At 40.2% G+C, this 26,097-nt stretch carries 24 protein-coding genes, 1 tRNA gene and 1 other RNA gene; 8 read left to right on the plus strand and 18 right to left on the minus strand.

The window, feature by feature from the left end; genetic code table 11:
* Position 1 precedes the first annotated feature (1 nt).
* The 3 genes from SK578_RS07815 to SK578_RS07825 all read right to left on the minus strand — a co-directional run bounded on the left by SK578_RS07815 (position 2) and on the right by SK578_RS07825 (position 3,327).
* Positions 2-826 carry an alpha/beta hydrolase gene (locus SK578_RS07815; protein WP_042751439.1) on the minus strand — a complete coding sequence of 275 codons (825 nt, stop codon included), beginning with the start codon at positions 824-826 and terminating at the stop codon, positions 2-4.
* 135 nt (positions 827-961) lie between these two features.
* Entirely contained in the window at positions 962-2,176 is a 1,215-nt protein-coding gene (gene thiI / locus SK578_RS07820; protein ID WP_042751441.1) for a tRNA uracil 4-sulfurtransferase ThiI, read from the minus strand.
* Positions 2,177-2,184: 8 nt separating this feature from the next.
* On the minus strand, positions 2,185-3,327 hold the full coding sequence (locus tag SK578_RS07825) for a cysteine desulfurase family protein (RefSeq protein WP_042751442.1): 1,143 nt from the start codon (positions 3,325-3,327) through the stop codon (positions 2,185-2,187).
* 138 nt (positions 3,328-3,465) lie between these two features.
* On the opposite strand from SK578_RS07825, the gene SK578_RS07830 reads away from it, so the two are divergent.
* On the plus strand, positions 3,466-3,894 hold the full coding sequence (locus tag SK578_RS07830) for a DUF6556 family protein (RefSeq protein WP_042751444.1): 429 nt from the start codon (positions 3,466-3,468) through the stop codon (positions 3,892-3,894).
* Between the two features lie 44 nt (positions 3,895-3,938).
* On the opposite strand, the gene SK578_RS07835 is transcribed toward SK578_RS07830, so the two are convergent.
* The gene (locus tag SK578_RS07835) at positions 3,939-6,242 is read right to left on the minus strand and encodes a DNA translocase FtsK (RefSeq protein ID WP_080709994.1); all 2,304 of its coding nucleotides are present in this window, start codon (positions 6,240-6,242) and stop codon (positions 3,939-3,941) included.
* A 518-nt stretch (positions 6,243-6,760) separates the two neighbouring features.
* On the opposite strand from SK578_RS07835, the gene SK578_RS07840 reads away from it, so the two are divergent.
* Together SK578_RS07840 and SK578_RS07845 are read left to right on the plus strand one after the other, a co-directional pair.
* Complete coding sequence (locus tag SK578_RS07840; protein ID WP_050491251.1) at positions 6,761-8,803, plus strand: site-specific DNA-methyltransferase; 2,043 nt, start codon at positions 6,761-6,763, stop codon at positions 8,801-8,803.
* A complete protein-coding gene (locus SK578_RS07845; RefSeq protein ID WP_042751446.1) occupies positions 8,803-11,541 on the plus strand; it encodes a DEAD/DEAH box helicase family protein in 2,739 nt (912 codons plus the stop codon). The genes SK578_RS07840 and SK578_RS07845 overlap by 1 nt, the downstream gene beginning before the upstream one ends.
* A 98-nt stretch (positions 11,542-11,639) precedes the next feature.
* On the opposite strand, the gene SK578_RS07850 is transcribed toward SK578_RS07845, so the two are convergent.
* The 3 genes from SK578_RS07850 to SK578_RS07860 are packed head-to-tail and all read right to left on the minus strand — an operon-like array spanning position 11,640 to position 15,243.
* On the minus strand, positions 11,640-13,598 hold the full coding sequence (locus tag SK578_RS07850) for a PTS fructose transporter subunit IIABC (RefSeq protein ID WP_042751447.1): 1,959 nt from the start codon (positions 13,596-13,598) through the stop codon (positions 11,640-11,642).
* Positions 13,595-14,506: a 1-phosphofructokinase gene (gene pfkB, locus SK578_RS07855; RefSeq protein ID WP_042751448.1), complete on the minus strand. Its 912-nt coding sequence runs from the start codon at positions 14,504-14,506 to the stop codon at positions 13,595-13,597. The genes SK578_RS07850 and pfkB overlap by 4 nt, the downstream gene beginning before the upstream one ends.
* On the minus strand, positions 14,503-15,243 hold the full coding sequence (locus tag SK578_RS07860; RefSeq protein WP_000920651.1) for a DeoR/GlpR family DNA-binding transcription regulator: 741 nt from the start codon (positions 15,241-15,243) through the stop codon (positions 14,503-14,505). The genes pfkB and SK578_RS07860 overlap by 4 nt, the downstream gene beginning before the upstream one ends.
* A gap of 161 nt (positions 15,244-15,404) precedes the next feature.
* Between SK578_RS07860 and SK578_RS07865 the strand changes: the two genes are divergently transcribed.
* Positions 15,405-15,492 (plus strand) — tRNA-Ser (locus SK578_RS07865).
* A gap of 205 nt (positions 15,493-15,697) precedes the next feature.
* Here SK578_RS07865 and ssrA read toward each other — a convergent pair.
* From ssrA to SK578_RS10650, 4 genes are all read right to left on the minus strand, one after another.
* Positions 15,698-16,045, minus strand: a transfer-messenger RNA (tmRNA) gene (ssrA, locus tag SK578_RS10645).
* 61 nt (positions 16,046-16,106) lie between these two features.
* Entirely contained in the window at positions 16,107-16,742 is a 636-nt protein-coding gene (locus SK578_RS07870; protein WP_042751451.1) for an SGNH/GDSL hydrolase family protein, read from the minus strand.
* 1 nt (position 16,743) lies between these two features.
* Positions 16,744-17,571, minus strand: coding sequence for an HAD family hydrolase (locus SK578_RS07875; protein ID WP_042751452.1), 828 nt, complete (start codon positions 17,569-17,571; stop codon positions 16,744-16,746).
* A gap of 21 nt (positions 17,572-17,592) precedes the next feature.
* On the minus strand, positions 17,593-18,918 hold the full coding sequence (locus SK578_RS10650) for a CapA family protein (protein WP_080709995.1): 1,326 nt from the start codon (positions 18,916-18,918) through the stop codon (positions 17,593-17,595).
* A gap of 174 nt (positions 18,919-19,092) precedes the next feature.
* Here SK578_RS10650 and def point away from each other — a divergent pair, with 174 nt between their 5' ends.
* Together def and rlmB are read left to right on the plus strand one after the other, a co-directional pair.
* Positions 19,093-19,704, plus strand: a complete 612-nt coding sequence (def, locus tag SK578_RS07890) for a peptide deformylase (protein WP_004260025.1) — start codon at positions 19,093-19,095, stop codon at positions 19,702-19,704.
* A gap of 44 nt (positions 19,705-19,748) precedes the next feature.
* Positions 19,749-20,477, plus strand: coding sequence for a 23S rRNA (guanosine(2251)-2'-O)-methyltransferase RlmB (rlmB, locus tag SK578_RS07895; protein WP_042751453.1), 729 nt, complete (start codon positions 19,749-19,751; stop codon positions 20,475-20,477).
* A gap of 37 nt (positions 20,478-20,514) precedes the next feature.
* Here the strand turns inward: rlmB and trxB are convergent, their stop codons facing one another.
* The 7 genes from trxB to SK578_RS07930 form a co-directional block, all read right to left on the minus strand.
* Positions 20,515-21,426 (minus strand): thioredoxin-disulfide reductase, encoded by a 912-nt coding sequence (gene trxB / locus SK578_RS07900; RefSeq protein ID WP_000272298.1) that lies wholly within the window; start codon positions 21,424-21,426, stop codon positions 20,515-20,517.
* Between the two features lie 65 nt (positions 21,427-21,491).
* The gene (locus SK578_RS07905) at positions 21,492-21,716 is read right to left on the minus strand and encodes a DUF4059 family protein (protein ID WP_000926599.1); all 225 of its coding nucleotides are present in this window, start codon (positions 21,714-21,716) and stop codon (positions 21,492-21,494) included.
* Between the two features lie 77 nt (positions 21,717-21,793).
* Positions 21,794-22,537 carry an amino acid ABC transporter ATP-binding protein gene (locus SK578_RS07910; RefSeq protein ID WP_000590982.1) on the minus strand — a complete coding sequence of 248 codons (744 nt, stop codon included), beginning with the start codon at positions 22,535-22,537 and terminating at the stop codon, positions 21,794-21,796.
* The gene (locus SK578_RS07915) at positions 22,537-23,337 is read right to left on the minus strand and encodes an amino acid ABC transporter permease (protein WP_001103445.1); all 801 of its coding nucleotides are present in this window, start codon (positions 23,335-23,337) and stop codon (positions 22,537-22,539) included. The genes SK578_RS07910 and SK578_RS07915 overlap by 1 nt, the downstream gene beginning before the upstream one ends.
* Positions 23,338-23,494: 157 nt before the next feature.
* Positions 23,495-23,851 carry an arsenate reductase family protein gene (locus tag SK578_RS07920; RefSeq protein ID WP_042751454.1) on the minus strand — a complete coding sequence of 119 codons (357 nt, stop codon included), beginning with the start codon at positions 23,849-23,851 and terminating at the stop codon, positions 23,495-23,497.
* A 12-nt stretch (positions 23,852-23,863) separates the two neighbouring features.
* Positions 23,864-24,373 carry a methylated-DNA--[protein]-cysteine S-methyltransferase gene (locus tag SK578_RS07925; protein ID WP_042751455.1) on the minus strand — a complete coding sequence of 170 codons (510 nt, stop codon included), beginning with the start codon at positions 24,371-24,373 and terminating at the stop codon, positions 23,864-23,866.
* Entirely contained in the window at positions 24,373-24,867 is a 495-nt protein-coding gene (locus SK578_RS07930; protein ID WP_023948272.1) for a GNAT family N-acetyltransferase, read from the minus strand. Before SK578_RS07930 ends, SK578_RS07925 begins: the two co-directional genes overlap by 1 nt.
* A gap of 134 nt (positions 24,868-25,001) precedes the next feature.
* On the opposite strand from SK578_RS07930, the gene SK578_RS07935 reads away from it, so the two are divergent.
* Together SK578_RS07935 and trhA are read left to right on the plus strand one after the other, a co-directional pair.
* The gene (locus SK578_RS07935; RefSeq protein ID WP_042751456.1) at positions 25,002-25,448 is read left to right on the plus strand and encodes a DUF1836 domain-containing protein; all 447 of its coding nucleotides are present in this window, start codon (positions 25,002-25,004) and stop codon (positions 25,446-25,448) included.
* On the plus strand, positions 25,445-26,092 hold the full coding sequence (gene trhA / locus SK578_RS07940; protein WP_001098000.1) for a PAQR family membrane homeostasis protein TrhA: 648 nt from the start codon (positions 25,445-25,447) through the stop codon (positions 26,090-26,092). The genes SK578_RS07935 and trhA overlap by 4 nt, the downstream gene beginning before the upstream one ends.
* Positions 26,093-26,097 lie beyond the last annotated feature (5 nt).

The following is a 26,097-nucleotide window of genomic DNA, read 5'->3' on the forward strand; positions in this document are numbered from 1 at the left end:
TTTACCATTTCTCTGCAAAAAATCTCAAACAGTCTGGTAAATTTTCCGACCAAGGAATTTCACTATGGATAGCACCAGACTGAACTTTCAAGACAAGATTATCCAAATGAACTCCCCCTGCTATCAAATCATGGTAATAGCGAAGCGATGAATCGATATAAGCTTGTTTGATATTGCCAGCCATCAAGGTCTTGTCTGTATCATCCGCTTCTTCTGTTCCTACATAGATGAAGATTCGCTGGTCAGGCGATAGTTTCTGGCGCTCGATATAACGGTTAAAGGTTTCTTGGTGGAGCCAGTTAGCAGATGAAAAGACACCCAAGCAACCAATTTGGTCTTGGTATTCCAAACCGATAAACTGGGTAATATTGCCGCCTAGTGAGGAACCAATCATAGCCGTATGCCGGCGGTCAGCTTTGGTTCGATAGGTCTCATCAATAAAAGGTTTGACCACCTCCATGACAAACTCGGCATACTCCACACCCTTACCGCCAAACTGCTGTCCTGGGATTGGAGATTCTTGGAACTTCCAAGCCGCATACTCATTCATCCGCCCTATACCATCATTATCAATGGCAACGACAATCATGCGACTGATATCAGGATTTCGCTTGATGGCTGGGATAATCTTCCACGAGTGACCAATGAAAGATTCTTTACTATAAAAGACATTTTGCCCGTCATGAAAGTAAACAACAGGATAGGAGCGGTCCGTGTCTTTCTCATAATCTTTAGGAAGAAGAACACGTACACGGCGCTCCTTACCTGTATAAGGAACCTTGAGTTTGTGTTCTTTCATTTTTAAATAAAAGTAGGATTGATTCATTGTCAGAAAACTCTCTATATTCAAAATTTTATCTTATTATATCACAGTTTAACAAAAAAAGTCAGTTTTTCTTCCATTTTTGGATTAAAAACTAACTTTTTCATTTAATTTTCTAAATTCTTTTGGATTTTCTGATTAGAGGAGATTGTCAATCAAGTCATCTACTTCATCTTTTTCAACCTGCAGTGTAATCTCAGTAATCATAATCCCTGCCACTGCTCTCTCAACCAAACCTTCAACATCCATGCGTGCTTCATATTGCTCTGCATTCTTAATTTTAGGATTGGTCTTAGGACGGTCAGGCGCAAAAATAGTACAGCAATCTTCAAAAGGCTGGATAGAAATGTCAAAGGTGTCAATTTCCTGGGCAATGTCAATGATTTCCAACTTATCCATTGTCACAACTGGACGGATGATGGGAGTGTTGGTAACTGCATTGATAGCCTGCATGCTCTCCAAGGTCTGGCTAGCTACTTGACCAAGACTTTCCCCATTGATGATAACCAAACCATTTCGTACCTCGCGAATACGATCGGTAATCCGCATCATAAAACGGCGTGTCAAGGTCATGAGGTAAGCTTCTGGCGCTTTAGCCTTAATTTCCTCTTGAATCTCTGTGAAAGGCACTTCGATAAACTGGATATTTCCGCCAAACTTGGTTAATTTGCGGGTCAAATCTTGCGCTTTTTTAAGAGCCCCTGGACTAGTATATGGTGGGCTAGCAAAGTGAACCGCCTCAATATCTACTCCTCGTTTAAGAGCTAGATAACCCGCCACAGGTGAATCAATTCCTCCTGATAACATGAGCATGCCTTTACCAGAACTTCCCACAGGTAATCCTCCTGCTCCACGAAAGGTTTCATAGGAAATATAAGCCGCTTCCTCACGAATCTCAACCTGAAGATTAATATCTGGATTTTTCATCTGAGCTTTCACATTTGGAATAGCCTTAAAAACAGCACTACCAAGAGTTTGATTGAGTTCACGACTATCAAGTTCAAAGGTGTGATCGCTACGCTTACTAGTGATTTTAAAGGTCATCCCTTCCTTGTAAGTTTCTTTCATAATCTCTTGGACAGCAGACTTAAGAACTTCCACAGACTTTTCTACTTTATAAACGGGAGAGAAGTTTTGAATTCCAAATACTTGTTTGAGCGATTCTGCTACTGCGGTATAATCAGCTCCATTGAGGTAAGCGTGGGCACGATCGCGATCTGCGGTTACCTTAACTTGGGGATAGATAGACAAAACGTCTGAAATATTATTACGAAGTTTATTGATGAAACGCATACGATTTTTGTGTTTGGTTGACAATTCTCCATAGCGAATCATAATTTCTGAATACTGCATAAATGCTCCTATCTTACTTTTCTAGTTTGATTATAAATTAATTTTAGCTTGGTCAAAAACTGCTCGACATGACTCATATCATTTTCAAGATCTAGACTAAGACGCACAGCTGACTGGGCCTTATCCTTGTCGACTCCCATAGCTATCAAGGTTCCAGCTGGTTTCCCTGCCTTGGACGAACAAGCAGAGGTCGTTGAGATGAAAATATCATAGTCTTCAAAGGCGTGAACAATGACTTCACCACGAACACCCTTGATTCCAAAAGTCAGGATATGAGGGGCAAAGTCTTCCTCATCTGAAAAGACAAATATATCTGGATAGTCTAAAAGAGCTTGGCGAATCACTGCCTTCATCTGTCCAGTCTTGCTTGTAAAGAAATCTAGCTTCTCCATAGACAAACGGAGAGCCTTGGCTGTCGCTGCAATTCCTGCCACATTTTCAGTTGTCGAACGGTAATCACGTTCCTGACCACCACCTGTTAAAAGAGGCGTAATCTTCTTGCCATACTTGATATAGACAAAACCAACACCACGAACTCCGTGGAACTTGTGACCAGAGAAAGTCGCAAAATCCACTCGTTCTGTCAGATACTTTTCAGTCGGAATCTTAGCAAGTGCCTGAACCGCATCAACGTGGAAGGAAATAGTCGGCTTATCTGCCAACAGTTCTGAAATAGCTTGAATAGGTTGAATCGAGCCGATTTCATTGTTCACAGCCATAACAGAAACGAGGGTCGTATCAGGTCTTATCAAATCTGCTAACGCTTCAACATCCACAAATCCTTTGTTATCAACTGGAGCAAAATCCACTTCAAATCCTTGACTTTTCAACCAGAGGGCTGATTCTTTGACCGCCGGATGTTCTATGGCTGATACGATGATGTGCTTGCCAAACTGGGCCTTTTCAAAGGCCACACCCTTGATGACCCAGTTATCTCCTTCTGTCCCACCAGAAGTAAAGAAGATTTCATCGCTTTTCTTACCAATTAAACCTGCAATCTGTTGGCGAGAAGCATCTAAAATTCGTGTTGCCTGGTCTCCCAAACGATGAAGACTAGATGGATTTCCTAAAATTTTTGAAGCGACCTGCATATAAGTTTCAAGTGCTTCAGGATAGGGCTTGGTCGTCGCCGAATTATCAAAGTAAATCATGTTTTCTCACGCTTTCTAAAATCACTTCTTCTATTGTATCATGAAACGGAGCTTGCGACAAGAAAGGGCAATTCCTCTTTTTTTAAGATTTTTTTAAAGAAATGCGGTATAATAAATTTTAATTAAAGGAGAGAATGTATGTCTAATTATCGTAGAACTTCAAAACCAAAAACAGAACACATCAAAAAAGGCTTCACGGTCTTTCAAAAAACCGTCGCTACTATCGGTAGTATTCTCGGCTTAATTACCGCAAGTATCACTATCATGAACGCCTTGGATAATAACAAAAATACTAAAAAAGAACCTACGACAAGCCAGACGACAACAATTGTCAAAGAAATTCAAAAGGAATCCCCTCAGGAAAACACTAGTCCTAATAAGGAAAATAACACTTATCAAGAAAAACCACAACAAGAAGAAACACCAAAATCCAGCGTCAAGGAAGAGAAGAAAGAAGAGCAGAAAGCAGCAACTCAGGAATCTTCTATACCAGCTACAAATAAAGAAACAAGCGATAACGGAACACAGTCAAATACGACGAGTTCTGAAGCTAAAACAAATCAGTAATCACAAAAATAGCTTCCCTCCAAACTTGGAAAGAAGCTATTTTTTTATTGTTGTAAAACTTTTCTCGGTTTGGTACCTTCAGCTGGACCGATGACACCTGCCATCTCAAGCTCTTCCATGAGACGGGTCGCACGGTTAAATCCAACTGACAAACGACGCTGAATCATAGATGCGCTGGCTTTCTGGGTTTCGATTACCAAAGCCTTGGCTTCTTCAAAAAGCGGATCCCCACCAGCTTCACCATCTGAAAATTCACCTTCATTTTCAGAAACCTCACCTGGATCAAAACTCTCATCGTAGTCTGCATCTGCCTGAGCCTTGATGAAGTTTACAATGCGTTCGACATCGTCATCCGAGATAAAGGATCCTTGCAGACGAACTGGATGATTTTCATCGATTGGTTTAAAGAGCATATCTCCTCGTCCAAGCAATTTCTCTGCTCCATTTTCATCCAAGATAGTACGGGAATCTGTACCAGATGAAACCGCAAATGCGACACGAGATGGGACATTGGCCTTGATCAGACCAGAGATGACATCAACGGATGGACGCTGGGTTGCAAGAATCATGTGAATGCCGGCAGCACGCGCCTTCTGCCCAAGACGAATGATAGCATCTTCTACTTCCTTGCTAGCCACCATCATGAGGTCAGCCAACTCATCCACAATCACGACAATGAGCGGTAGCGGAACCTGCTTGTACTCAGACTGGGCATTGAACTCTTCTACCTTGGCATTAAAACCTGCAATATTCCGAACTCCCACCTTGGCAAAGAGTTCATAACGATTTTCCATCTCATCCACAACCTTTTGCAGAGCCTTGCTTGCCTTACGTGGATTGGTCACAACTGGAATCAAGAGATTGGGAATATCATTGTAAACAGACAACTCAACCATCTTGGGGTCCACCATCATAAACTTGACCTGGTCGGGTCTTGCCTTCATGAGAATGCTAGCAATAATACCATTAACAGCTACTGACTTCCCTGAACCCGTTGAACCTGCGACGAGCAAGTGGGGCATCTTGGAGAGGTCAAATGTTCTTGCGGTGCCATTAACTGCCTTCCCTAAAGGAATTTCCAAGAGATTTTCTGCTTTAGTTTGAGATTGCTCCCAAAGTTCACGGAAAGACACAGTGGCAATCTCGGAGTTGGGCACTTCGATACCAACGAGAGATTTCCCTGGGATAGGTGCTTCGATTCGGACATCCTTGGCCGCCAAGGCTAGAGCGAGGTCATCTGCGAGATTGGAGATGCGGTTGACCCTTACACCCACTGCTGGCTTGACTTCATACTTGGTCACTGATGGCCCAATTTCGGCCCGTTCAACTGTTACCTTGATACCGAAGCTAGCAAAGGTTTCTTCTAGGATTTTGATGTTTTCTCGGACGATTTTCTTTTCTTTAGACTGGTCCTTTGGTTTATCTGGGGCAAAGAGTTGTAAGCTTGGAAGTTTGTATTCAAGGGCCTCCTTAGCAGAAAAATCGACCTGTACGTCTTCATCATCAGAGCCATCTTCCTGTTCAGGGAATTCAAGTTCAGCTTGAGGAAGGATGATTTCTGGTTCTACCCACTCTTCATCTGGAAAAGGTGGAACGTCAAGTACAACATCTTCTGTCAAAATTTCACCTGTTTCCATATCAACAGGAGGCAAATCGAGTAAGGCTTTTTCAGCCTCTTCTTGTTCTAATCTAGCCTCTTGCTCAGCCTTTTGACGAGCTTTTTCTTCTTGTTTGACAAAGCGTTCCTCTTTTCGACGCTCATGTCCTTCCCGCCATTTGGCAAAGCCTTTACTGCAAAATTCAGCAATATCGTAAACAGACCAAGGACTGATTAGGAGAGCGCCTGCTAAAATCAAGATAGAACCAATGAAGTAAGTGCCGATATTTGAGAAGAGAAAGGCTGTTAGCACATAGAGGGCAACACCAATCAAGCCTCCACCAGCAAAACTGGTCGTTCGAAAACCAGTCAGATCAGTCACAACCTGAGCCATGGTTCCTTTTAGAACGGACTTGTCCAAACCATATTTCCAAACTAAGTAGGCCTCAAAAATCAAGAGCAAACCTGCAAATATGGTGAAAAAGCCAGATAAGAGCCCTTCCTGTTTTCGTATCCACTTGAAAAAGAAGAGGTAGATTAATAGGCCGAATATTGCCAGATAAGCTAGGCTACCCACCAGCAAGCGAATTAAATTGTAAAGGGTGATACCTGCAGCCCCTAATTTAAATGCTGCGAAAATCAATAAAAGAGCGATTCCCAACGAAATCAACATTCGTTGAATCGCTTCTTTTCTTTCGAGTTCTGCTTTAGACGGTCTCCGTCTTGTTTTACTTGTATTCTTGTTTGCCATTCTTCTATTATACCATATTTCACAGGCATTTCGGAAAAGGTCAATATTCTCCTTGGATAGTTCAGTATTGGGAGATTCAAATAAAATTTTCTTATCCATAGTTTCCCACTCTAAGTAATTTCAGAACATCTTTTTGATAGCCTTTATAATCCAGCTGACTGTTCATCAAAAACAGAAGAGATGCAAAATTTAGAAATTTTGATATAATAGAACTATCAAAAAGTAAAGGAATGATTGGTATGAACGCAATCACAGCTCACAGCTCACAGCTCACAGCTCACAGCTCACAGCTCACAGCTCACAGCTCACAGCTCACAGCTCACAGCTCACAGCTCACAGCTCACAGCTCACAGCTCACAGCTCACAGCTCACAGCTCACAGCTCACAGCTCACAGCTCACAGCTCACAGCTCACGCTGATTATGTAATCAAGCGTATTTTTTGTCAAGCCCTAAAACAGACTTTTTCACATTTTTGTGAGAAGGTCTTTTCTGTTGTGTATGAAAGTGAGGGACTTGTATGAGTCAAGCATTCGAAACAGCGATTCAACGAGCCCTGCGAGAGGTGGTGGAAAGCTTTGCTGAACAGTATGTAGCTGAGGGACTGCTAAAAAAAGACGCTATTATAACCGATTTAGATAATTATAAACCTGAGTTGGTTGAAAAGATTTTGACAAATGCAATTCTAAATGAAGCATTTACCGAGGATATTGCTGGTGCGACAATTTTGAAAATCAATGATATCATTCAAATGCTTGAAGTTGATGAATATTGGTCAAACTCTTACACGCGTTACGCCAATAAAATTGGATTGTCGACTAATAATCGCTATTTAGATGAAGTAACAGATGTTGTACTAGATTTCCCCTACAAAGATACTATATTAAAAGCTGGTATGAGCAAGGAAGATAACGAAGAGGAAGGTGTCATCGAATCTTTTTTAAATGAAACAATAGCCCATGAAGAAATTGACGTTCTTCTCGATAATAAGATTTTTAAAAATGCTAAGAAATATGACGAGAATGGAGAGTCAGATATTTCAGAAATCAATGATACTGATAATCTTATTATCAAAGGGAATAACCTTCTTGCTCTGCATAGTTTAAAAAAACGTTTTGCAGGGAAAGTTAAATGTATTTTTATAGATCCTCCGTATAACACTGGATCAGATAGCTTTATTTATAATGATAAATTTAGTAGATCTACTTGGCTGGTTTTTATGAAAAATAGATTGAAAATTGCGAAAGAGTTATTAAAGAGTGACGGAACACTTTGGGTACAGACCGATGATTCACAACATGCCTATCTTAAAGTATTACTAGATGAAATTTTTGGAGAAGGATCTTATTTAAATACAGTTACTATTAAGTCCAAATCTTCTTCTGGAGCTAGTGGCGGAGGAGAGGATAGAAGACTTAAGAAGAACACAGAATTTATACTCATCTACGCTAATAATGATGCTCGTATTAATATTCAGACAAAACCATATAAACTGATGAATTACATACAAGAACGTAGAGAAAACGGGAAAAACTTTGCTTATAAAACTGTTTTAGTAAATCCTGGAAAACTAGAAAAAATTGGAGAGACAGTTGATGGTCGTGGGGATTGTATTGAACTTTATCGAGTGAAAGGTTATGAAACTAAGACGATTAACTCATTGATGGCTGAAGAGGGGTTAGATGAAGGTGAAATATATAAGAAGTATTTAGATAAAATTTTTACCACAGAAAATGCTCAAACATCTATTAGAAGTAGAGTGAGAAATAATGTTACCGATGATGGTTACACAATTGCTCGTTATAAACCGGTTTCTGGTAAGAATAAAGGCAAAATAGTTGATGTTGGATTTATCGGTTCGACTAAACGATTAGTTAGTTTTTTAAAAGAAACTGCTTATATTGAGGATGGGGAGGTTTATAAGACCGAGAAAGCTGGAACTCTTTGGGAAGATATTTCATGGAGTAGTATTAAAACAGAGGGTGGTGTATCATTAGAAAATGGAAAAAAACCAGAAAAATTAATACACAGAATTATTGCAAGTTCTAGTGAAGAAAGTGATATTATACTTGATTTTTTTGGAGGATCTGGAACCACAGCAGCTGTAGCTCATAAAATGAATCGTCAATATATCACTATAGAACAGATGGAGTATATTGAGGATTTGATTGTTAAGAGATTGGAAAATGTAGTTAATGGTGATTCTACTGGAATCTCGAAAACTATTGGTTGGGATGGTGGAGGTTCATTTGTCTATGCTGAGTTAATGGACAAAAACTCAACCTTTATTGATGCTGTCCTTAACTCTAAAAATTCTGAAGAATTAAAATCTATCTTTGATGATATGAAATCTACACTTGACTTTGATTTCAGAGTGGATTTACAAGAAGTTGCTCAATCTATCTGGGATGAAGAATTTGAAATGCAGAAAAAAATTCTTGTGAAGATTATTGACAAAAACCAGCTCTATCACAACTACTCCGAAATCGATGATGAAACTATTAAATCGCAACTATCTCAATCAGATTACGATTTCAATAAGAGTTTTTATGGAGAGAAATGATGGCTAAAAATACAAAGAAAAAGGAACTAATCTTTGAACTCTTCAACGAACTGAAACAGTTGGATATGGATATTTTGCATGAACAGCATGGCTGGGAGTTGCCACAGTATATTGTAGAAAATCTCAAGCACGAACCACGTTACTATCAGAGTGAGGCTATTCGTTATTTTCATTACACACAGACATCAGAAACATTCAAGTTTCGAAAACCTAGACAGCTGATGTTCAATATGGCAACTGGTTCAGGAAAGACTGATTTGATGGCTGGTTTAATCCTCTATCTCTATAAAGAAAAAGGGTATCAAAATTTTCTGTTTACAGTGAATACAAATGGTGTTCTGAATAAGACGATTGATAACCTAACGAGTGCCCAATCTACTAAGTTTCTTTTTGACTCTAACCTAGAAATTGATGGGGAACATATCTTTATAAATCAGATTTCAGGAAGATTTCCTGAGTTTCCACTTTCGAATTCTATCAACATCAAATTCGTTTCAATTCAAACGTTGACAAATGAATTGTGTACACAGGCAGAAAATATCATGTCATTAAAAGATTACCAGAAGACAAAAATGGTTATTCTGGCGGATGAGGCTCATCACTATTCTGCTTCTACCAAAAAGAAAAATAAAGCAGAATTGGAAAAAGTCTCATGGGAAAAAAGCCTACTTGATCTCCTTCACGCACATGCTGATAATCTCTTGCTAGAATTTACAGCAACACTTGATTTTGACGATGACACTATTTATCAAAAATATCGAGATAAGATTATTTACCGTTATACCTTGGATTCATACATCAAAGAACGATATTCGAAAAATGTAAGACGCATTCAAACTGGGAATTCCAACGAAGATAACATGCTTAGTACCATTCTTCTGAGTGAATATCGTCGTAAATTTGCTCTAGAAAAATTTGGGATTGAGATAAAACCAGTCATTCTTTTCAAATCACATAAAATTGATGCTTCTAATGAAGCAAATAATCTATTCAATGAGATGATTGAAAAGCTGACTGTAGAAAGTTTAAGGGCATTCCTTATTTCGCAATTGAGAAGTGTATCCGAAGAGCAAAGTCATACCCTACAGCTAGCTTATCAGTATTATCTCGAAAAGGATGATCTTTCAACTGTTGTTCGAGAAATCAAACGTGGTTTTTCACCGACTAGGATTTTAAATGCAAATGATTCAGATAGTGGCTCAAAAGGGTTGCTAGAAACAGGACAGTATCAAGCCCTCAATTCGCTTGAATCGCCCAACAATCTATATCGTGTAGTCTTTGCAGTAGCAAAATTAACAGAAGGTTGGGATGTACTCAATCTATACGATATTGTTCGTATTAGCAATCTGGGTAAGAAGAATGATAAAAGAGATGCTAAATCAACCAATTCCGAGGCTCAGTTGATTGGACGTGGGGCACGATACAATCCTTTCTCCTTAAATAAAAAGATTTCTTACCAAAGACGATTTGATGAATCAGATGAAACAGCAAGTCTTTTGTTGGAAACACTACACTACCATACCCTTAATGAACCGCAATACATCAAGAATTTGATGGCATCACTTGACAAGATGAATCTTGCGACTGGGACTGATGAAAAAAATCCTCCGATTGAAATCAAACTAAAACCCTCTTTCAAGAAAACCCAAATCTTTAAAATAGGTAAACTTTATTATAATGAAACTGAGGAAATTCCTGACAGTCACTATGTGAATTTACGTGCATATGGTGTTGAAATTTCTAAGCTAGGCAATGTAACTTATTTTAAATCTACTTATGAAAGAGCTTACCTTTCAGCTGAAGCAATAGAGTTAAAAACGTCTCAATTGAGGGGAATTGACATTCGTTATTTTAAAAAATCAATTAGCCGCTCTAACTTTTTCCGATTTGAAAATCTGAAAAGATATCTTCCAAATCTCAAATCTATGGAAGATTTTTTGGGGGAAAATTGGCTAGATTTGCAGAATCTTACACTTTCTGTTACAACAGAAAAAGAAACCATTGTAGAAGATTTTTCAGCTATGGAAAAGCTGAAAATTGTTGATAACTTTTTTAACCTACTGGCTATCCAAATAAAGGCAGGTTATCGCAAAGCAAGAGGTACGAACCGCTTTATAGGATATCCAATTACAGAATATCTCGTTGATTATCGTAAACGAATACCTAATTATGATACAGCTAAGAAGAGTGAATCCTTCATCGAACAAAAATTATCTAATATTTCATTTGAAAAATTTGACTTTTTTGCTTATCAATCAGCTATAATCAATAGGAATGAAGAAAATCTAGTTAATGCTATCGCCAACCATATTGATGAACTAAGAGAGAAATATGGAGATGTTTTCCTCATTCGAATGGATGAAAATATGCTAAAAGGGACAGATAAAGTTGAACAATTAAAATTGCATCAATTTGAAGAGAATCCACGAGAAATCAATTTTTCAGGATTTCAGCCAGACTTTATCTTACTCCTTCAAAATAAGGACTACTATCTTCAAATATTCATTGAACCCAAAGGTGAACATTTGGTAGAAAAGGATAGATGGAAAGAAGAGCTTCTTACATATGTCAACGACCATCAGGAAGATTTGGTTTTCGAGAATGAAGTTGAAGGAGTTATCATCAAAGGGCTTAAATTCTATAATCAAGAAAATAGTGAACACACACTAGATCAATTAGCTCAAGTAGCTCTTGAAAAGCCACAATTTGGTGGAAATATTAGGTTGAACTTGTTCTAAATATCAAAAAGACGATTTCCGCTTGGACAATCGCCTTTTTTCGTATTTCCAAAAGTACTATATATTGTGGTTGGTTTAAACTGGTATATAGTTCCCTTTTATTTAACTGCTTGTGGTTTGCGTAGGTAACCATAGACTACACCACTTACGATTGCTCCTACCAAGACAGAAACGAGGTAAAGGAGAGCATTTGAAGTAAGGGCAATCACGAAGATTCCTCCGTGTGGCGCCATGAGTTTAATACCAGTAAGACCAACGAGACCTCCTGCTACTGCTGAACCAAGGATGAAGCTTGGAATCGCACGAGCTGGGTCAGCGGCACCAAATGGAATTGCTCCCTCGGTGATAAATGACAAGCCCATGATAATGTTTGTCAAACCAGAGTTGCGTTCTTCCTTAGTAAATTTATCTTTAAAAAGAAGAGTTGCGACAAAGATTGCAAGCGGTGGAACCATTCCTCCAGCCATAACTGCTGCCATAGCTACTGAACCACCTGAAGAAACAGATGCTGCTAGTGTACCTGTACCAAAGACATAAGCCGCTTTGTTAACTGGTCCACCCATATCGACAGCCATCATTCCACCAAGGACGATACCGAGAAGGACAGCTGAACCGCCTCCAAGACCGCCTAGGAAGTCATTCATGGCAGTATTGATTGCTGCCATTGGAATGTTAACTGCTAGCATAACAAATCCTGTCAAGATTGTTCCAAGAAGTGGCAAGAGAAGGATTGATTTAGCACCTTCAAGTGAACGAGGAACTTTAACGTATTTCTTGATAGCAAGAACCAAAGCACCTGCGATAAATCCACCAACAAGGGCACCTAGGAAACCAGATGAGACACCTGCAAGAGTTGAAGTTGCTTCACCACCTGCTGCATAAGGGATTTTACCAAAGGCAAAACCTTCTTTGGCAATAGCGCCAGCCACGAAACCTGCTACCAAACCTGGTTTTTCAGCGATAGAGTAGGCTACATATCCTGCAAAGACTGGAAGCATCAAACCAAAGGCTGCACCACCAATTTTCATGAACATAGAAGATAGCTCATGGTAAGAACCAAGATTTCCAAGGTTTTCATTTGGCACACCCAAAGCACCATCAATCAAGAAGGCAAGGGCAATCATGATACCACCACCGATAACGAATGGTAACATTTGAGATACACCACTCATCAAGTGTTTGTAGAAGGCACCACCAAGGCTTTGTTTTTCATTAGATGCTGTTGCAGCTTTTACACCATTAGCGGCACGGTAAACTTCAGCATCTCCAGAAAGAGCCAAGTTGATCAGCTCTTCTGTCTTACGGATTCCGTCAGCAACCGGACGATTGATCAATGGTTTACCATCGAAACGATCCATCTCAACTGCCTTGTCTGCTGCAATGATAACAGCTTTAGCCTTACGGATATCTTCCGCAGTTAGTTGGTTACCAACACCGCTAGCACCGTTGGTTTCGACCTTAATTCCAACACCCATTTCAGCAGCCACTTTTTGAAGGGCTTCTTGGGCCATGTAAGTGTGAGCAATACCTGTCGTACAAGCTGTAACAGCCACGATAAAGTCACCAGAGTCATTGGCAGGTGCTTGAAAAGGTTCCTCAGTTTTTTCTGAAGCTTGGTCAAAGAGTTCGATAACTTGGTCAGCTGATGTTGCTTGACGAAGTTTGTCAGCAAAACCGTCTTTCATCAAGTATTGAGACAATTCTGCCAAGGCTGCCAAGTGGGTATCATTTGCACCTTCTGGAGCCGCAATCATGAAGAAGAGGTCAGTTGCTTGTCCATCCAAACTCTCATAGTCAACACCCTTGTTTGACTTAGCAAAGAGAACTGTTGCTTCTTTGACAGCAGCGTTTTTACTGTGAGGCATAGCGATTCCATCACCCAAACCAGTAGAAGTTAGAGCTTCACGAGCTAAGATTCCTTCTTTAAAAGTTTCAAAATCTGTCACATAACCGTGATCTACCAGACTTTTAATCATCTCTTCGATGACAGCAGTTTTTTCAGTTGCCTGCAAATCCAGCAACATGACATCTTTTCTCAATAGGTCTTGAATTTTCATCGTTTTTCTACCTCAACTTTTTCATATGTTTCTTTAATAAATTCTGCCGTTGCCAAGTCATCTGAGAATGTCGTTGCTGTTCCACAAGCTACTCCCCATTTGAAGGCTTCTACTGCATCTTTTGTTTTGACAAATTCACCAGTGAATCCAGCAACCATAGAGTCACCAGCTCCAACTGAATTTTTCACGGTTCCCTTGATTGGTTTAGCAAAGTAAGCTCCCTCAGATGTGACAAGAAGGGCACCGTCCCCAGCCATAGAGATAATGACGTTTTGAGCACCTTTAGCCAGCAATTCTCGAGCATATTTTTCAATTTCATCTAAACTATCGAGTTCAACTCCAAAGATAGCTCCAAGTTCATGATTGTTTGGTTTGACCAAAAGCGGCTGGTAGGCCAAACTATCAATCAAGGTCTGTCCTTCAAAGTCACAAACCACTTGCGCACCCGTCTGACGCGTCAAGGCAATCAAATCCTTGTAGATGACATTGCCTAGATTTTTAGCACTTGAACCAGCAAAGACAACTGTATCTTCTGCTGTCAGACTAGATAAAATAGCTTTCAATTCTTCTAGCTGAACCGGTTCGACAGCTGGACCCCTTCCGTTGATTTCTGTTTCTTGGTCTGCTTTGATTTTAACATTGATACGAGTATCTTCTGCAACTTGGACAAAACGTGTCTCGATTTCTTCATCAGCCAGATTATCTGTGATAAATTTACCAGTAAAGCCACCGATAAATCCCGTCGCTGTATTTGGAATATCCAAACGTTTCAAAACACGACTGACATTGATTCCTTTCCCACCAGCAAACTTATCATCACTATCCATTCGATTGACACTACCGACTTGGACTTGGTCCAAACGAACGATATAGTCAATGGATGGATTGAGTGTGACTGTATAAATCATACTTCTATTACCTCCGTTTTCTCCTTAATAGCCTGCAAGAGCTCATGCCCTTGACTTGTGATAACAATAGCTCGTTTGAGTGGTGCTACCTTGGCAAAGCAAGTTTGTCCGATTTTGGACGAATCGACCAAGACATAAGTCTGTTTAGCATTTTCTAAAATAGCACGCTTAACAGCTCCCTCCTCCATATCGGGAGTCGTATAATAGCCATCATCCACACCATTCATCCCGATAAAAGCACGGTCAAAGTGCAATTGGTTAATCTGGTTAAGAGCAACGCCCCCGATGCTCGCATCTGTCGCCATCTTGACACTTCCTCCAACCATGACCGTTGGAATCTGCTTTTCAACCAACTGTGCCGCATGGTGAATAGAGTTGGTTACTACAGTAATATTCTTATTGACCAATTCATGAATCAAAAAAGCAGTTGTTGTTCCAGCATCGATAAAGATGACATCTTGTTCCTTGATGAGAGAGGCTGCTTTCTGAGCCAGCAACTTCTTTTCTTGAAGGTTTTTGACAGATTTTTCTTGAATGGTTTCTTCTTCCTGCAAGGAGTGGGGTAATTCTGCTCCACCATGCACGCGACGAAGCTTGTTTTCCGCTTCCAACTCATCCAAATCTCTTCGAACCGTTGATTCTGAGGTCTCTAGCAAACTAACTAATTTTTCTAGAGAAACTACATGATGTTGATTTAACTCCTCTAAAATCAGTTGTTTCCGCTCTGTTTTTAACACCAAACCACCTCCTGATATCGTTTACACTATTCATTCTATCACACTTTCTTTTAAAGTCAAGCATTTTTTATCATTTTCTTTCAAATTCTATCATTTTTCTTATTTCCAGAATTTTTATTGCAAGATAAGAGCCTTTATGGTAGACTATTTGAGTAAGTATTGGAAGATTACTCAAGAGGCTTAAGAGGCCGTGTTGGAAACGCGGTAGGCGTGTAACAGCGTGCGTGGGTTCGAATCCCATGTCTTCCGTAGAAAAGAAAATTTATTTCTAGGATGCAACAAATGTTGTATCTTTTTTTATCGCTTTTTAAAAATAGGGTCTGTTTTAGGGTCTGTTTGTGACTCCTTTGTTGTATCCTTTTTCGCAAAAGAATACCAAGGAATAGCAAAGACAAAAATAAAAAACGTTGATTTAACAACGTTTTACCAAGGAATGCAAAAGAATGCAAAGGAATAATGGAGCCGGTGGGAGTCGAACCCACGTCCAAACACCTGCCAACATATTTGTCTACAACCATAGGTTATGTATTCGTTTAACAGTCCCTCGACACATAACTCAAGCCTAGAAACTGCGAGTCTATCAATCTCTTATCAAGCCGCTAGACAAGACTTGATCGTATCTCGCTAATAATAAGACCTGTCATTGAACACGAGCAATCCAAATCGGGTCACGCCTGCTGGTTTTTAGGCAGCTAGAGCGTAAGAAGTATTATTTTTTGCAGTTATATTTAACTGAGCGTTTACGTCGCCACACGAGTCGCAAAATATGCCTCATAATGCCTGTCGAATCCGTAACGACCCCAAAAGACAGTAAAACCATTATACCTTATCTAACACAAAAATGCAAAAAGGAAATCAACTAACTACAAAAGATAGTCTTTCAAAGCTTTGGTCAAAACCTGATAACCGGGAACACTAAGGTGCAACCCATCAGTTGTATAATCTTTTTTGAGTTTGCCTGCTTGGTCTGTCAAACTATCAAAAACTGGCACAAATTCTACCTGCATATAGGCAGAAGCAAGTTCTTGATATGCCTGATTCCATTTCTGAATTTTTTCATTCGTACGGATATAGACTGTCTGCTTGTACTCCTCTCCCTCATTGACTGGCAAAATAGAAAGCAATTTCATCTCAGTCAATGGATAATCGCGAGCAATGGATTGTATGATAGCTTCGAGGTTATTGAGAGCCTCATTCACAGGCACATCTTTTCCGATATCATTTGTCCCAATCAAAAGGACAATTTTATCTACCGCCCCACCGTAAAGATGCGCATCTAGATTCTCGCGTAACAGCCCTGTCTGATAACCTCGAATGCCTCGATTGACAATCATCTTTGAAGTTCCAAACAACTCCTGCAGAGGAAAATATTCGACAATGGAATCCCCAATAAAAAGAATGTCTGGTTCTACAACAGAAACCTGATTTAAGTGACGATACTTGGTTTGGATTTTACCCTGTTCCTTTAGGAGCCAATTTTCTAATAACTGTACTGCCACTTCATTCTCCTTTTTCTAACCAGTTTTCCAAGACTTGGTAAACTCCTCCTTGGCTATTGGCTGGCGCTAGAGCAGTCGCCACAGCTTTGGCTTTATCATCAGCATTTTCCATCGCATAAGCAATTCCAGCCATATCAAGCATTTCAACATCATTTTCACTGTCACCAAAAGCCATGATTTGTTGGGGATTCAAGTCCCAGCGCTTGAGTAATTCTTCCAAGCCCCATGCTTTATGAATTCCAGCTTGAAGGATATCAATGCAACCATAGCCACTCGATACAGCCCGAACGCGGCCATCAAAGAGGTCATTGATTTCTTCCAAGACTGGACTCAAACGTTCCTCACCAACAACCATACTCATCTTGAGAACACCACCAAAGAGGTCAGAGGTTAATTCATCCACAAATTGCATCCGTTGGTAGAATTTTTCAATCATTTCTGGAGTCATAAAACTTTCAAGGTCTGTAAAAATCGTACCTTCTTTGACGAAACCACCCTTCATCCCCGTTACAACAAACTGATCCTGACACGCTCGACCCTTGAAATGAGCCAAAGCCTTATCGACAATGGCATCATCCCAAGTCTGTGCCTGAATCAATTCATTGTTTTCAAAAATACGAGCACCGTTTGCAACAACCAGAACCACTCGATCGACCAAGTGCTCCAGTAGTTGCCTCATGCGGTGAATTTCATTCCCAGTCGCGATGACAAAACGAATACCCCTTTGATCCAACTGATCTAAAATCTTTTCCAAGCGTGGGAGATCAAGCTGGCCTCTAGCATCCAGCAAGGTCCCATCCATATCTGTCGCAATTACTTTAATCGTCATTTACTTTCCTCTGGATTTAAGCTAGTCCCACTTCAATCCCACATGTTCGTTCATTTCTTTATAGGCTGTATCAATTCGCTCCTTAGTCGCTTCATCTAACTGGTCACGATGGCTACCACCCTCGATAAAGTCTTCTAAGATATAGGTTTGGTAATGATATAGGGGATATCCTTCTGGTGAAAAAGTTCCTTTTGGTGTTCGATTGACCCAAGTAGGATGAGCTTTAGCTGTTTCAATAGTTGTTTGTCCATCTTTTTTCTTGACAGTTACATCCATAAGAACACCACGCTCTGTCCACTTAGCATTGTCTACACCAGTCATTGTTTCAATACGTTGGTTAGAAATGAAGTTCCCCATTGAATAGATAATGAGTTTCTTGTCTCCATCTTTTTCAACAATCTCAGATGGTTCAACTACGTGTGGATGGCCTCCAAAGATAATATCCGCTCCCCAATCAATCATCTTGTGGTACAAAGCCTTTTGCTCTTCAGTCGGTTCTATTCGATACTCAACACCCATCTGAGGCATGATAACAGTAATATCCGCTTCCTTCTCTGCACGCTCAATTTCAGCCTTCATCTTATCTTCGTTTAGGTCTGAAAGATAGCGGTTATAATCTTCTTGAGAAATACTTTGCTCAATTCCATTAAATCCATAAGAATAAGCCAAAAGTGCAACCTTGATACCGTTCACTTCCTTGATAACGAGCGGAGCTTGATCACGTGACTCGTGCGTATAAACTCCAATAGGTGTCATTCCTGCCTTTTCAATTGCATCTGCCGTTGAAATGACTCCTTCAATTTGCGAATCTAAAACATGATTATGGGCTAAATCTAAAACATGATACCCAGCATCTTTAATAGCATCCATTACTTGACCAGGAGCATTAAATAAAGGATAGCCAGCTAGATAATGATCTTTATTAATGGTCCCTTCAAAATCACCTATTGCCAAATCTGCCTGCTTAAGCCAAGGAGTTACGTATTCAAAATTCTCATGAAAATCATAGCTGCCATCTTCCTTTTTAGCTGACATATAGATAATATCATGGTAAAGTAAATCTCCATGGGCCATAATACGAGCACTTGTTTCTTCTTCCTGATCTTTAGATTTTTGATTTGTCTTATTTGCTTCTTTAGAAATGGCATCCTTTTTTTGACTGGTCAAGGGGATTCCTTGGAAACTTTCAAACAGCAAGACCAAGCCCATTGATAAAGCAACTGCTAGCAAGAGTATCGCCACAAATCCCTTATTACTCCACTTGCGATAACTCCTAAAAAAGTTTACAAAGCCTCTCACAAAATGAAAAACTGGTCCACGTTTATGTCTATCTTGTCTTCTTTGCATCTTCATTCTCCCTACTTTCTAATGCAAGCCTTTTCTTTTTATTATATCACAGATAAGTAATTCTTTCACAATTGAATCGAACCTAGTAGGTATTTTCTATAAAAGCTAGATGCCGAAATGCTTTCATTCCTTATCATTTTGTGATATCATGTAGAGGTAATGAAAGGAGAGAAAATGTCTGCAATAGAACGTATTACAAAAGCTGCTCACTTAATTGATATGAACGATATTATCCGCGAAGGGAATCCTACTCTACGCGCAGTTGCTGAGGAAGTCACTTTCCCCCTATCTGATCAAGAAATCATTCTTGGCGAAAAGATGATGCAATTCCTCAAACATTCCCAAGATCCTGTCATGGCTGAAAAAATGGGGCTCCGCGGTGGAGTTGGACTTGCTGCTCCTCAATTAGATATCTCAAAACGCATTATCGCTGTTTTGGTACCTAATATTGTTGAAGAAGGCGAAACTCCAGAGGAAGCTTACGACTTGCAAGCTATTATGTACAATCCAAAAATCGTCTCTCACTCTGTTCAAGACGCTGCTCTTGGTGAAGGAGAAGGTTGCCTATCTGTTGACCGCAACGTGCCTGGCTATGTTGTTCGCCATGCCCGCGTTACTGTTGACTACTTTGACAAGGATGGAGAAAAACACCGTATCAAGCTCAAAGGCTACAACTCCATCGTTGTTCAGCATGAAATTGACCACATCAACGGTATCATGTTTTACGATCGTATCAATGAAAAAGACCCATTTGCAGTTAAAGATGGTTTACTGATTCTAGAATAAAGAAAATCCCGTTGCAAGACGGGGTTTTGTGTTATAATAGAGGCATGAAAACAAATGATATTGTCTATGGCGTCCACGCCGTTACCGAAGCTCTCCTTGCAAACACTGGCAACAAACTCTACCTCCAAGAAGATCTCCGAGGTAAGAATCTTGAGAAAGTCAAGGAACTGGCTACAGAAAAGAAGGTATCCATTTCTTGGACTTCAAAAAAATCCCTTTCTGAGATGACTGAAGGTGCAGTTCACCAAGGTTTTGTTCTACGAGTGTCTGAATTTGCCTATAGCGAGCTGGACCAAATCCTTGCCAAAACACGTCAAGAAGAAAATCCACTTCTATTGATTCTGGATGGTCTAACCGATCCCCATAATCTGGGTTCAATCTTGAGAACAGCCGATGCGACCAATGTTTCAGGAGTCATCATTCCCAAGCACCGTGCTGTCGGAGTTACTCCTGTCGTTGCCAAAACGGCCACAGGTGCTATTGAGCACGTTCCAATCGCTCGAGTGACTAATCTAAGTCAAACTCTAAACAAACTCAAGGATGAAGGTTTCTGGACCTTTGGAACGGATATGAATGGGACTCCTTGCCATAAATGGAATACAAAAGGGAAAATCGCTCTCATCATCGGAAATGAAGGAAAAGGCATCTCTAGCAACATCAAAAAACAGGTTGATGAGATGATTACTATTCCTATGAATGGCCATGTTCAAAGCCTTAATGCCAGTGTTGCTGCAGCCATTCTCATGTACGAAGTTTTCCGAAATAGACTATAAAAAAGTTTCCAGTCATCTGATTGGAAACTTTTTATGATTAACTATGTTCGGTGATAAACTTGTAAGCTTCTTGACCGGCGATGGCTCCATCTCCAACTGCAGTTGTTACTTGGCGAAGGTCTTTCAAGCGAACATCTCCAACGGCAAAGATACCATCAACTGCAGTTTTCATGTGGTTGTCTGTCACAATCCAGCCTGCCTGATCTTGAATATTTAATTCTTTAACAAAATCGCTAAGAGGGTCCAATCCAACATAGATAAAGACGCCACCGAAGGCTTGTTCTGTCACTTGACCTGTTTTCACATTTTCAAATACGACAGATTCTACTCGGTTTTCACCCTTGATTTCCTTGACTACAGAATCCCAGATAAAGCTGATTTTCTCATTCGCAAAGGCGCGATCTTGTAAAACCTTTTGAGCACGAAGTTGGTCACGACGGTGAACAATGGTAACCGTCTTAGCAAAACGAGTCAAGAAGAGGGCTTCTTCAACAGCCGAATCTCCACCACCAACTACCAACAAATCTTGGTCACGGAAGAAAGCACCATCACACACGGCACAGTAAGAAACACCACGACTGTTCAGTTCTTCTTCTCCAGGTACTCCCAAAGGACGGTGTTTAGAGCCAGTTGCTACGATAACTGTACGTGTTTCATATGTTTGGTCATCGGTCATCACTTTCTTAAAATCACCATGGTCTTCTACATTTTCAACATAACCATAAATGTGCTCAACACCAAGATTTTCAAGCGGTTCAAACATTTTTTCTGCCAATTCTGGCCCACTAATATTAGCGTATCCTGGGTAATTTTCAATATCAGATGTATTATTCATCTGACCACCTGGCAGACCACCTTCAATCAAGGCTACTTTCAGATTGCTTCGAGCAGCATACAAGGCTGCAGTCATCCCTGCAGGTCCAGCACCGATAATAATAGTATCGTACATATAGTTTCCTTCTTTCTTGTTGTAACTATCTTTATTCTATCTCTTTCTTGTCAATCATGCAAAGATTATGCCTTGAAAACAAGAATTAAACTCATAACCGCAAAGGATAATACTGGAACAACCAAGACCCCAATCATAATCATATCATAGAGATGGGCTTGGCGAGCCTTGGCTGTCTTATCAACTCCCGACATGGCTCTCAGTCCAATCCAAATCCCTAAAAAAATCAGGACGAGGATGGTGGTCAAGATCAAACTCTCGAAATATAAAGAAAATAGTTGCAGTAGCATGATTTCTCTCATTTCTATCTTTTTTAAAGAGTAAACTCAGCTAGTCCAGCTAACTGAGTTTTCCTTTATCTATTATATCAAATATAAGTCCGTTTGTAACTAGCGAAGAATTCTTTTGTCCGCTCTTCTTTAGGATGGTGGATAATCTCATCAGGTGTTCCAGACTCGATGATTTTCCCCTTATCTAAGAAGAGAATCTTATCCGCCACTTGGGCTACAAAGGACATGTCATGACTGACCAAAATCATGGTTTGACCTGACTTAGCAGCATCTGCAATCGACTTCTCTACTTCACCGACCAATTCTGGGTCAAGGGCTGAAGTTGGTTCGTCTAAGAGCAAGACATCTGGTTTCATAGCAAGTGCACGCGCTAGTGCAACCCGTTGCTTCTGTCCACCTGATAAATGGCGAGGATAATGGTTCTCACGGTCAGAAAGCCCAACCTTAGCCAACTCTTCCTTGGCAATCTTGGTTGCTTCTTGGTCAGATAATTTCTTGACAACAACCAAGCCTTCTTTCACATTATCAAGTGCTGTACGGCGCTCAAACAAATTAAACTGCTGAAAAACCATAGACAACTTACGACGAAGGGCAAGGATTTCTTCTTGAGTGATTTTAGAAAAATCAACTGAGAAATCATCAATCTGAATAGAGCCACTGTCAGGTGTTTCAAGATAATTGAGACTACGAAGAAAAGTTGATTTTCCAGCTCCTGAAGAACCAATCAAGGCTACTACTTCCCCTTTTTGAATATCCAAGTTCAGATGATCCAAGACAGTCTGTCCTGAAAAGGATTTGCTTAAATTCGAAATCTTAATCATTAACGAAGGTCTCCTTTCACATCTGTTTGGACTGTATCGGGTGCAGAAATAGCCATTTTTCTCTCGATGAAACGACCGAGGCTTTCAATTCCGATATTGACTACCCAATAAACAAGGGCAACGGAGATGAAGCGCTCAAAGTAACGATAATCAGCTCCACCCAGAATCTGAGCTTGGGCAAAGACTTCCACAACACCCGCACTGAAGGCTAGAGAAGTCCCTTTGGTCAAGCCGATGAGGGAATTGATTAAAGTTGGAGTCGCCACAACTGCTGCATTTGGAATAATCACGCGACGATAAACTTGTGCTCGGGTCATCCCCAGACTGCGTGCTGCTTCAATCTCACCAGGATTGACTGAGAGAATGGCTGCACGAATAGTTTCACTAGCATAAGCTGCCTCATTAAAGGCAAAGGCGACAATTGCAAAAGCAGCGGCTGGAATCGCATTGATATTGAAACCAGTTCCCCATTGCTGATTGAGAGCTTTCAAAGCCAAAGGGATTCCGTAGTAGGTCAACATGAGTTGAACCAAAATCGGTGTCCCTTTTAAGAAACTAACAAAGAAGGCCTGCAAGGGATATAAAATTTTGACACGATTGATTTTCACAATGGCAAAAAGAAGTGCCAAAACCAAGCCAAAAAGAGCACCACCAATTGTCAACATAATCGTTATTGGAAGTTGTTGAACAATTCTTGGGATCCCATCAAAGACCGAACGCAAGCTAAACAGCTTGCCATCCGGAATCAATTGCATCAAATTTTGGTACCAATCTGATGCTAAAATCGTTGTAACATTCATAAAAACATCCTCTCCTGCTAATGATTCATTCTACCATACTTCTGCCGTCAATGAAATTATTTGCTACGGTCAGGTACAGACTTTGTCTACCTACTAGTTTATCATACTTTGAAACAGGGAGGCTATATATTTTATCTATCAAAGAGATAAGTAAAAACTATCTCAATCCCAATTCTTCATAAGGTTTTCGATAACCGATTTGCTTAACAGTTCCATTCTGCACTAAAATCGGTCGTTTTAACAACATTCCGTCGCTTGCTAGCAACTCAGCTGCTTCTTGGTTTGACAGACTTCCTACCTTATCTTTCAATCCTAATTCACGGTATTTGATTCCACTGGTGTTAAAAAATTGCTTCAACTCAAAACCCGAGGTTTCTAGCCAGTTTAAAATGACTTCTTGGCTAGGTGTTTCTTCAACGATGTGAACAGCTTTATAGTCCACTCCTAATTGATTTAATTCTTGTTTTGCTTTTTTACAAGTTGAACATTTTGGATATTCGATAAATTCTAACATGTGTTTCACTTTCTATTTTATATCTTTAAAATCTACGCCTTCATGCTCCAAGAGCCAAGCTTTCTTTTCCACTCCTGCAGCATAACCTGTCAGACGCTTGCCTGCTCCTAGCACACGATGACAAGGTACTAGGATAGACCAAGGATTGCGCCCCACTGCTCCACCAATTGCTTGAGCAGAAGGCACTTGCAAATCTTGTGCGATTTGTCCATAGGTTACTGTCTGACCATAAGGAATTTCCTGTAAATAGGACCAAACTCTCTTTTCAAAATCTGTTCCGATTGAAGCCAAGGGCAAGTTGGATAAATCCTGAGACTTTCCTTTAAAGTAAGCATCTAAGCAAGTAATAACTGGGTCTAAAATGGGATGACTAACAACTGCTTCTATCGTCTCATCTCCTAGTCCCCTCTCAAAATGCTTCTGCTCCTGCACCCAAATGCCATACAGATATTGCTCGTCAGCAACCAAAGACAAGGTTCCTATTGGCGAAAAGTAGAGCATTTTTACGTACTTCTTTTGCATTATTTCTTCAATTTTTGATAGGCCAAGCGTTCGCCATCAACTGGAACCTTACCAACCTGTTTAAAACCGAGTTTTTCAAAGATATGCTGCATGGCCTCGTTTGCAACATGCGTATCTGAGCGAAAATCTAGGTAATCAAATCCTTCAATCAAGCCTTCTAGGAAAGTCTGAGCAACCCCCTGTCCCTGCACATCTGCTGCCACAGCAATACGGTGAAAGACTAGGTACTCTGACTCTCCAGATTGCCATTTTCCTTCATAAATGGCTTCATAGGTTGCCTCTGGACTCTTGGTCACGGCTGCATAAGCTAGTAATTCTCCCTCTTCCAAGGCTACGTAGGCTTGACCTGAGATAATATCCTCAGTAATAATATCAGCATTTGGATAACCATTTTGCCACTGGTCACTACCAACATCTGCTAAACATTTTTTAGCATCTTCCATCACCTGCATGATGGCATCTACTTCATTTGGAAAAGCTAAACGAATCTCCATCTTTTCTCCTCATTTCTGACTAGTTTCTCCCATCATAGCATAATTTAAGTCTTTCTACAAGCAGTTAAAACTTGACTTTCTATTTCTATTATTTTATAATCTAGTTATTAAAACTAGATAAAAAGGAGTTGAAAATGAAAACTACCTTTTCCTACCCAAAATGGGCAGAAATCCCAAATATTGACCTCTATCTGGACCAGGTTTTACTCTATGTCAATCAGGTCTGCGCCCCTATCTCTCCTGATAAAGACAAGGGCCTGACAGCATCCATGGTCAACAATTATGTGAAACATGGTTACCTAACAAAGCCTGACAAGAAAAAATACCAACGCCAACAGATTGCCCGTCTGATTGCTATCACAACCCTCAAGTCGGTATTCTCTATTCAAGAAATAGCTCAGACACTTAATACTCTCCAAACTCAAGCAAGTTCAGACCAACTCTACGATGCTTTTGTGGACTACATGAACCAAGGAATTGACCCAGCTAACCCCATTATCCAAACCAGCTGCCAAACCGTTAAACTCTATCATCAAACCCTAGCCTTAATCGATCATACTCAAGAGGAGGTAATCCAATGAACACTAGTCTTAAACTCAGCAAACAACTCAGTTTCGGAGAAGAGATTGCTAATAGTGTGACCCATGCCGTAGGTGCAGTCATCATGCTCATCTTACTGCCTATTTCATCAACCTATAGTTATGAGACACACGGATTTTTATCCTCTATCGGCGTTTCCATTTTCGTTATTAGTCTCTTTCTCATGTTCCTATCATCCACCATTTATCACTCTATGGCCTATGGTTCGACCCACAAATATGTCTTGCGAATCATTGACCATTCTATGATTTATGTTGCTATTGCTGGCTCTTATACACCTGTCGTACTGACTTTGATGAATAACTGGTTTGGCTATCTGATTATTGCTATCCAGTGGGGAACGACCATCTTTGGTATTCTCTATAAAATCTTTGCTAAAAAAGTCAATGAGAAATTTAGCCTTGCTCTTTACCTGATTATGGGCTGGTTGGTTCTGGCTATCATTCCTGCCATTATCAGTCAAACAACGCCAATTTTCTGGAGTCTCATGGTAACTGGCGGACTCTGTTATACAGTTGGAGCTGGATTTTACGCCAAGAAAAAACCTTATTTCCACATGATTTGGCATCTCTTTATCCTAGCAGCATCTGCCCTCCAATACATTGCCATTGTTTATTATATGTAAAAAAG

It is taken from the genome of Streptococcus mitis, from assembly GCF_000722755.1.
GTDB lineage: Bacteria > Bacillota > Bacilli > Lactobacillales > Streptococcaceae > Streptococcus > Streptococcus mitis_CM.

Excerpts from the sequence above, each read along its gene's own strand:
- SK578_RS07815 (WP_042751439.1), bottom strand. The coding sequence starts at position 826 with ATGAATCAATCCTACTTTTATTTAAAAATGAAAGAACACAAACTCAAG.
- thiI (WP_042751441.1), bottom strand. The coding sequence starts at position 2,176 with ATGCAGTATTCAGAAATTATGATTCGCTATGGAGAATTGTCAACCAAA.
- SK578_RS07825 (WP_042751442.1), bottom strand. The coding sequence starts at position 3,327 with ATGATTTACTTTGATAATTCGGCGACGACCAAGCCCTATCCTGAAGCA.
- SK578_RS07830 (WP_042751444.1), top strand. The coding sequence starts at position 3,466 with ATGTCTAATTATCGTAGAACTTCAAAACCAAAAACAGAACACATCAAA.
- SK578_RS07835 (WP_080709994.1), bottom strand. The coding sequence starts at position 6,242 with ATGGCAAACAAGAATACAAGTAAAACAAGACGGAGACCGTCTAAAGCA.
- SK578_RS07840 (WP_050491251.1), top strand. The coding sequence starts at position 6,761 with ATGAGTCAAGCATTCGAAACAGCGATTCAACGAGCCCTGCGAGAGGTG.
- SK578_RS07845 (WP_042751446.1), top strand. The coding sequence starts at position 8,803 with ATGGCTAAAAATACAAAGAAAAAGGAACTAATCTTTGAACTCTTCAAC.
- SK578_RS07850 (WP_042751447.1), bottom strand. The coding sequence starts at position 13,598 with ATGAAAATTCAAGACCTATTGAGAAAAGATGTCATGTTGCTGGATTTG.
- pfkB (WP_042751448.1), bottom strand. The coding sequence starts at position 14,506 with ATGATTTATACAGTCACACTCAATCCATCCATTGACTATATCGTTCGT.
- SK578_RS07875 (WP_042751452.1), bottom strand. The coding sequence starts at position 17,571 with ATGACGATTAAAGTAATTGCGACAGATATGGATGGGACCTTGCTGGAT.
- SK578_RS10650 (WP_080709995.1), bottom strand. The coding sequence starts at position 18,918 with ATGCAAAGAAGACAAGATAGACATAAACGTGGACCAGTTTTTCATTTT.
- def (WP_004260025.1), top strand. The coding sequence starts at position 19,093 with ATGTCTGCAATAGAACGTATTACAAAAGCTGCTCACTTAATTGATATG.
- rlmB (WP_042751453.1), top strand. The coding sequence starts at position 19,749 with ATGAAAACAAATGATATTGTCTATGGCGTCCACGCCGTTACCGAAGCT.
- trxB (WP_000272298.1), bottom strand. The coding sequence starts at position 21,426 with ATGTACGATACTATTATTATCGGTGCTGGACCTGCAGGGATGACTGCA.
- SK578_RS07905 (WP_000926599.1), bottom strand. The coding sequence starts at position 21,716 with ATGCTACTGCAACTATTTTCTTTATATTTCGAGAGTTTGATCTTGACC.
- SK578_RS07910 (WP_000590982.1), bottom strand. The coding sequence starts at position 22,537 with ATGATTAAGATTTCGAATTTAAGCAAATCCTTTTCAGGACAGACTGTC.
- SK578_RS07915 (WP_001103445.1), bottom strand. The coding sequence starts at position 23,337 with ATGAATGTTACAACGATTTTAGCATCAGATTGGTACCAAAATTTGATG.
- SK578_RS07920 (WP_042751454.1), bottom strand. The coding sequence starts at position 23,851 with ATGTTAGAATTTATCGAATATCCAAAATGTTCAACTTGTAAAAAAGCA.
- SK578_RS07925 (WP_042751455.1), bottom strand. The coding sequence starts at position 24,373 with ATGCAAAAGAAGTACGTAAAAATGCTCTACTTTTCGCCAATAGGAACC.
- SK578_RS07930 (WP_023948272.1), bottom strand. The coding sequence starts at position 24,867 with ATGGAGATTCGTTTAGCTTTTCCAAATGAAGTAGATGCCATCATGCAG.
- SK578_RS07935 (WP_042751456.1), top strand. The coding sequence starts at position 25,002 with ATGAAAACTACCTTTTCCTACCCAAAATGGGCAGAAATCCCAAATATT.
- trhA (WP_001098000.1), top strand. The coding sequence starts at position 25,445 with ATGAACACTAGTCTTAAACTCAGCAAACAACTCAGTTTCGGAGAAGAG.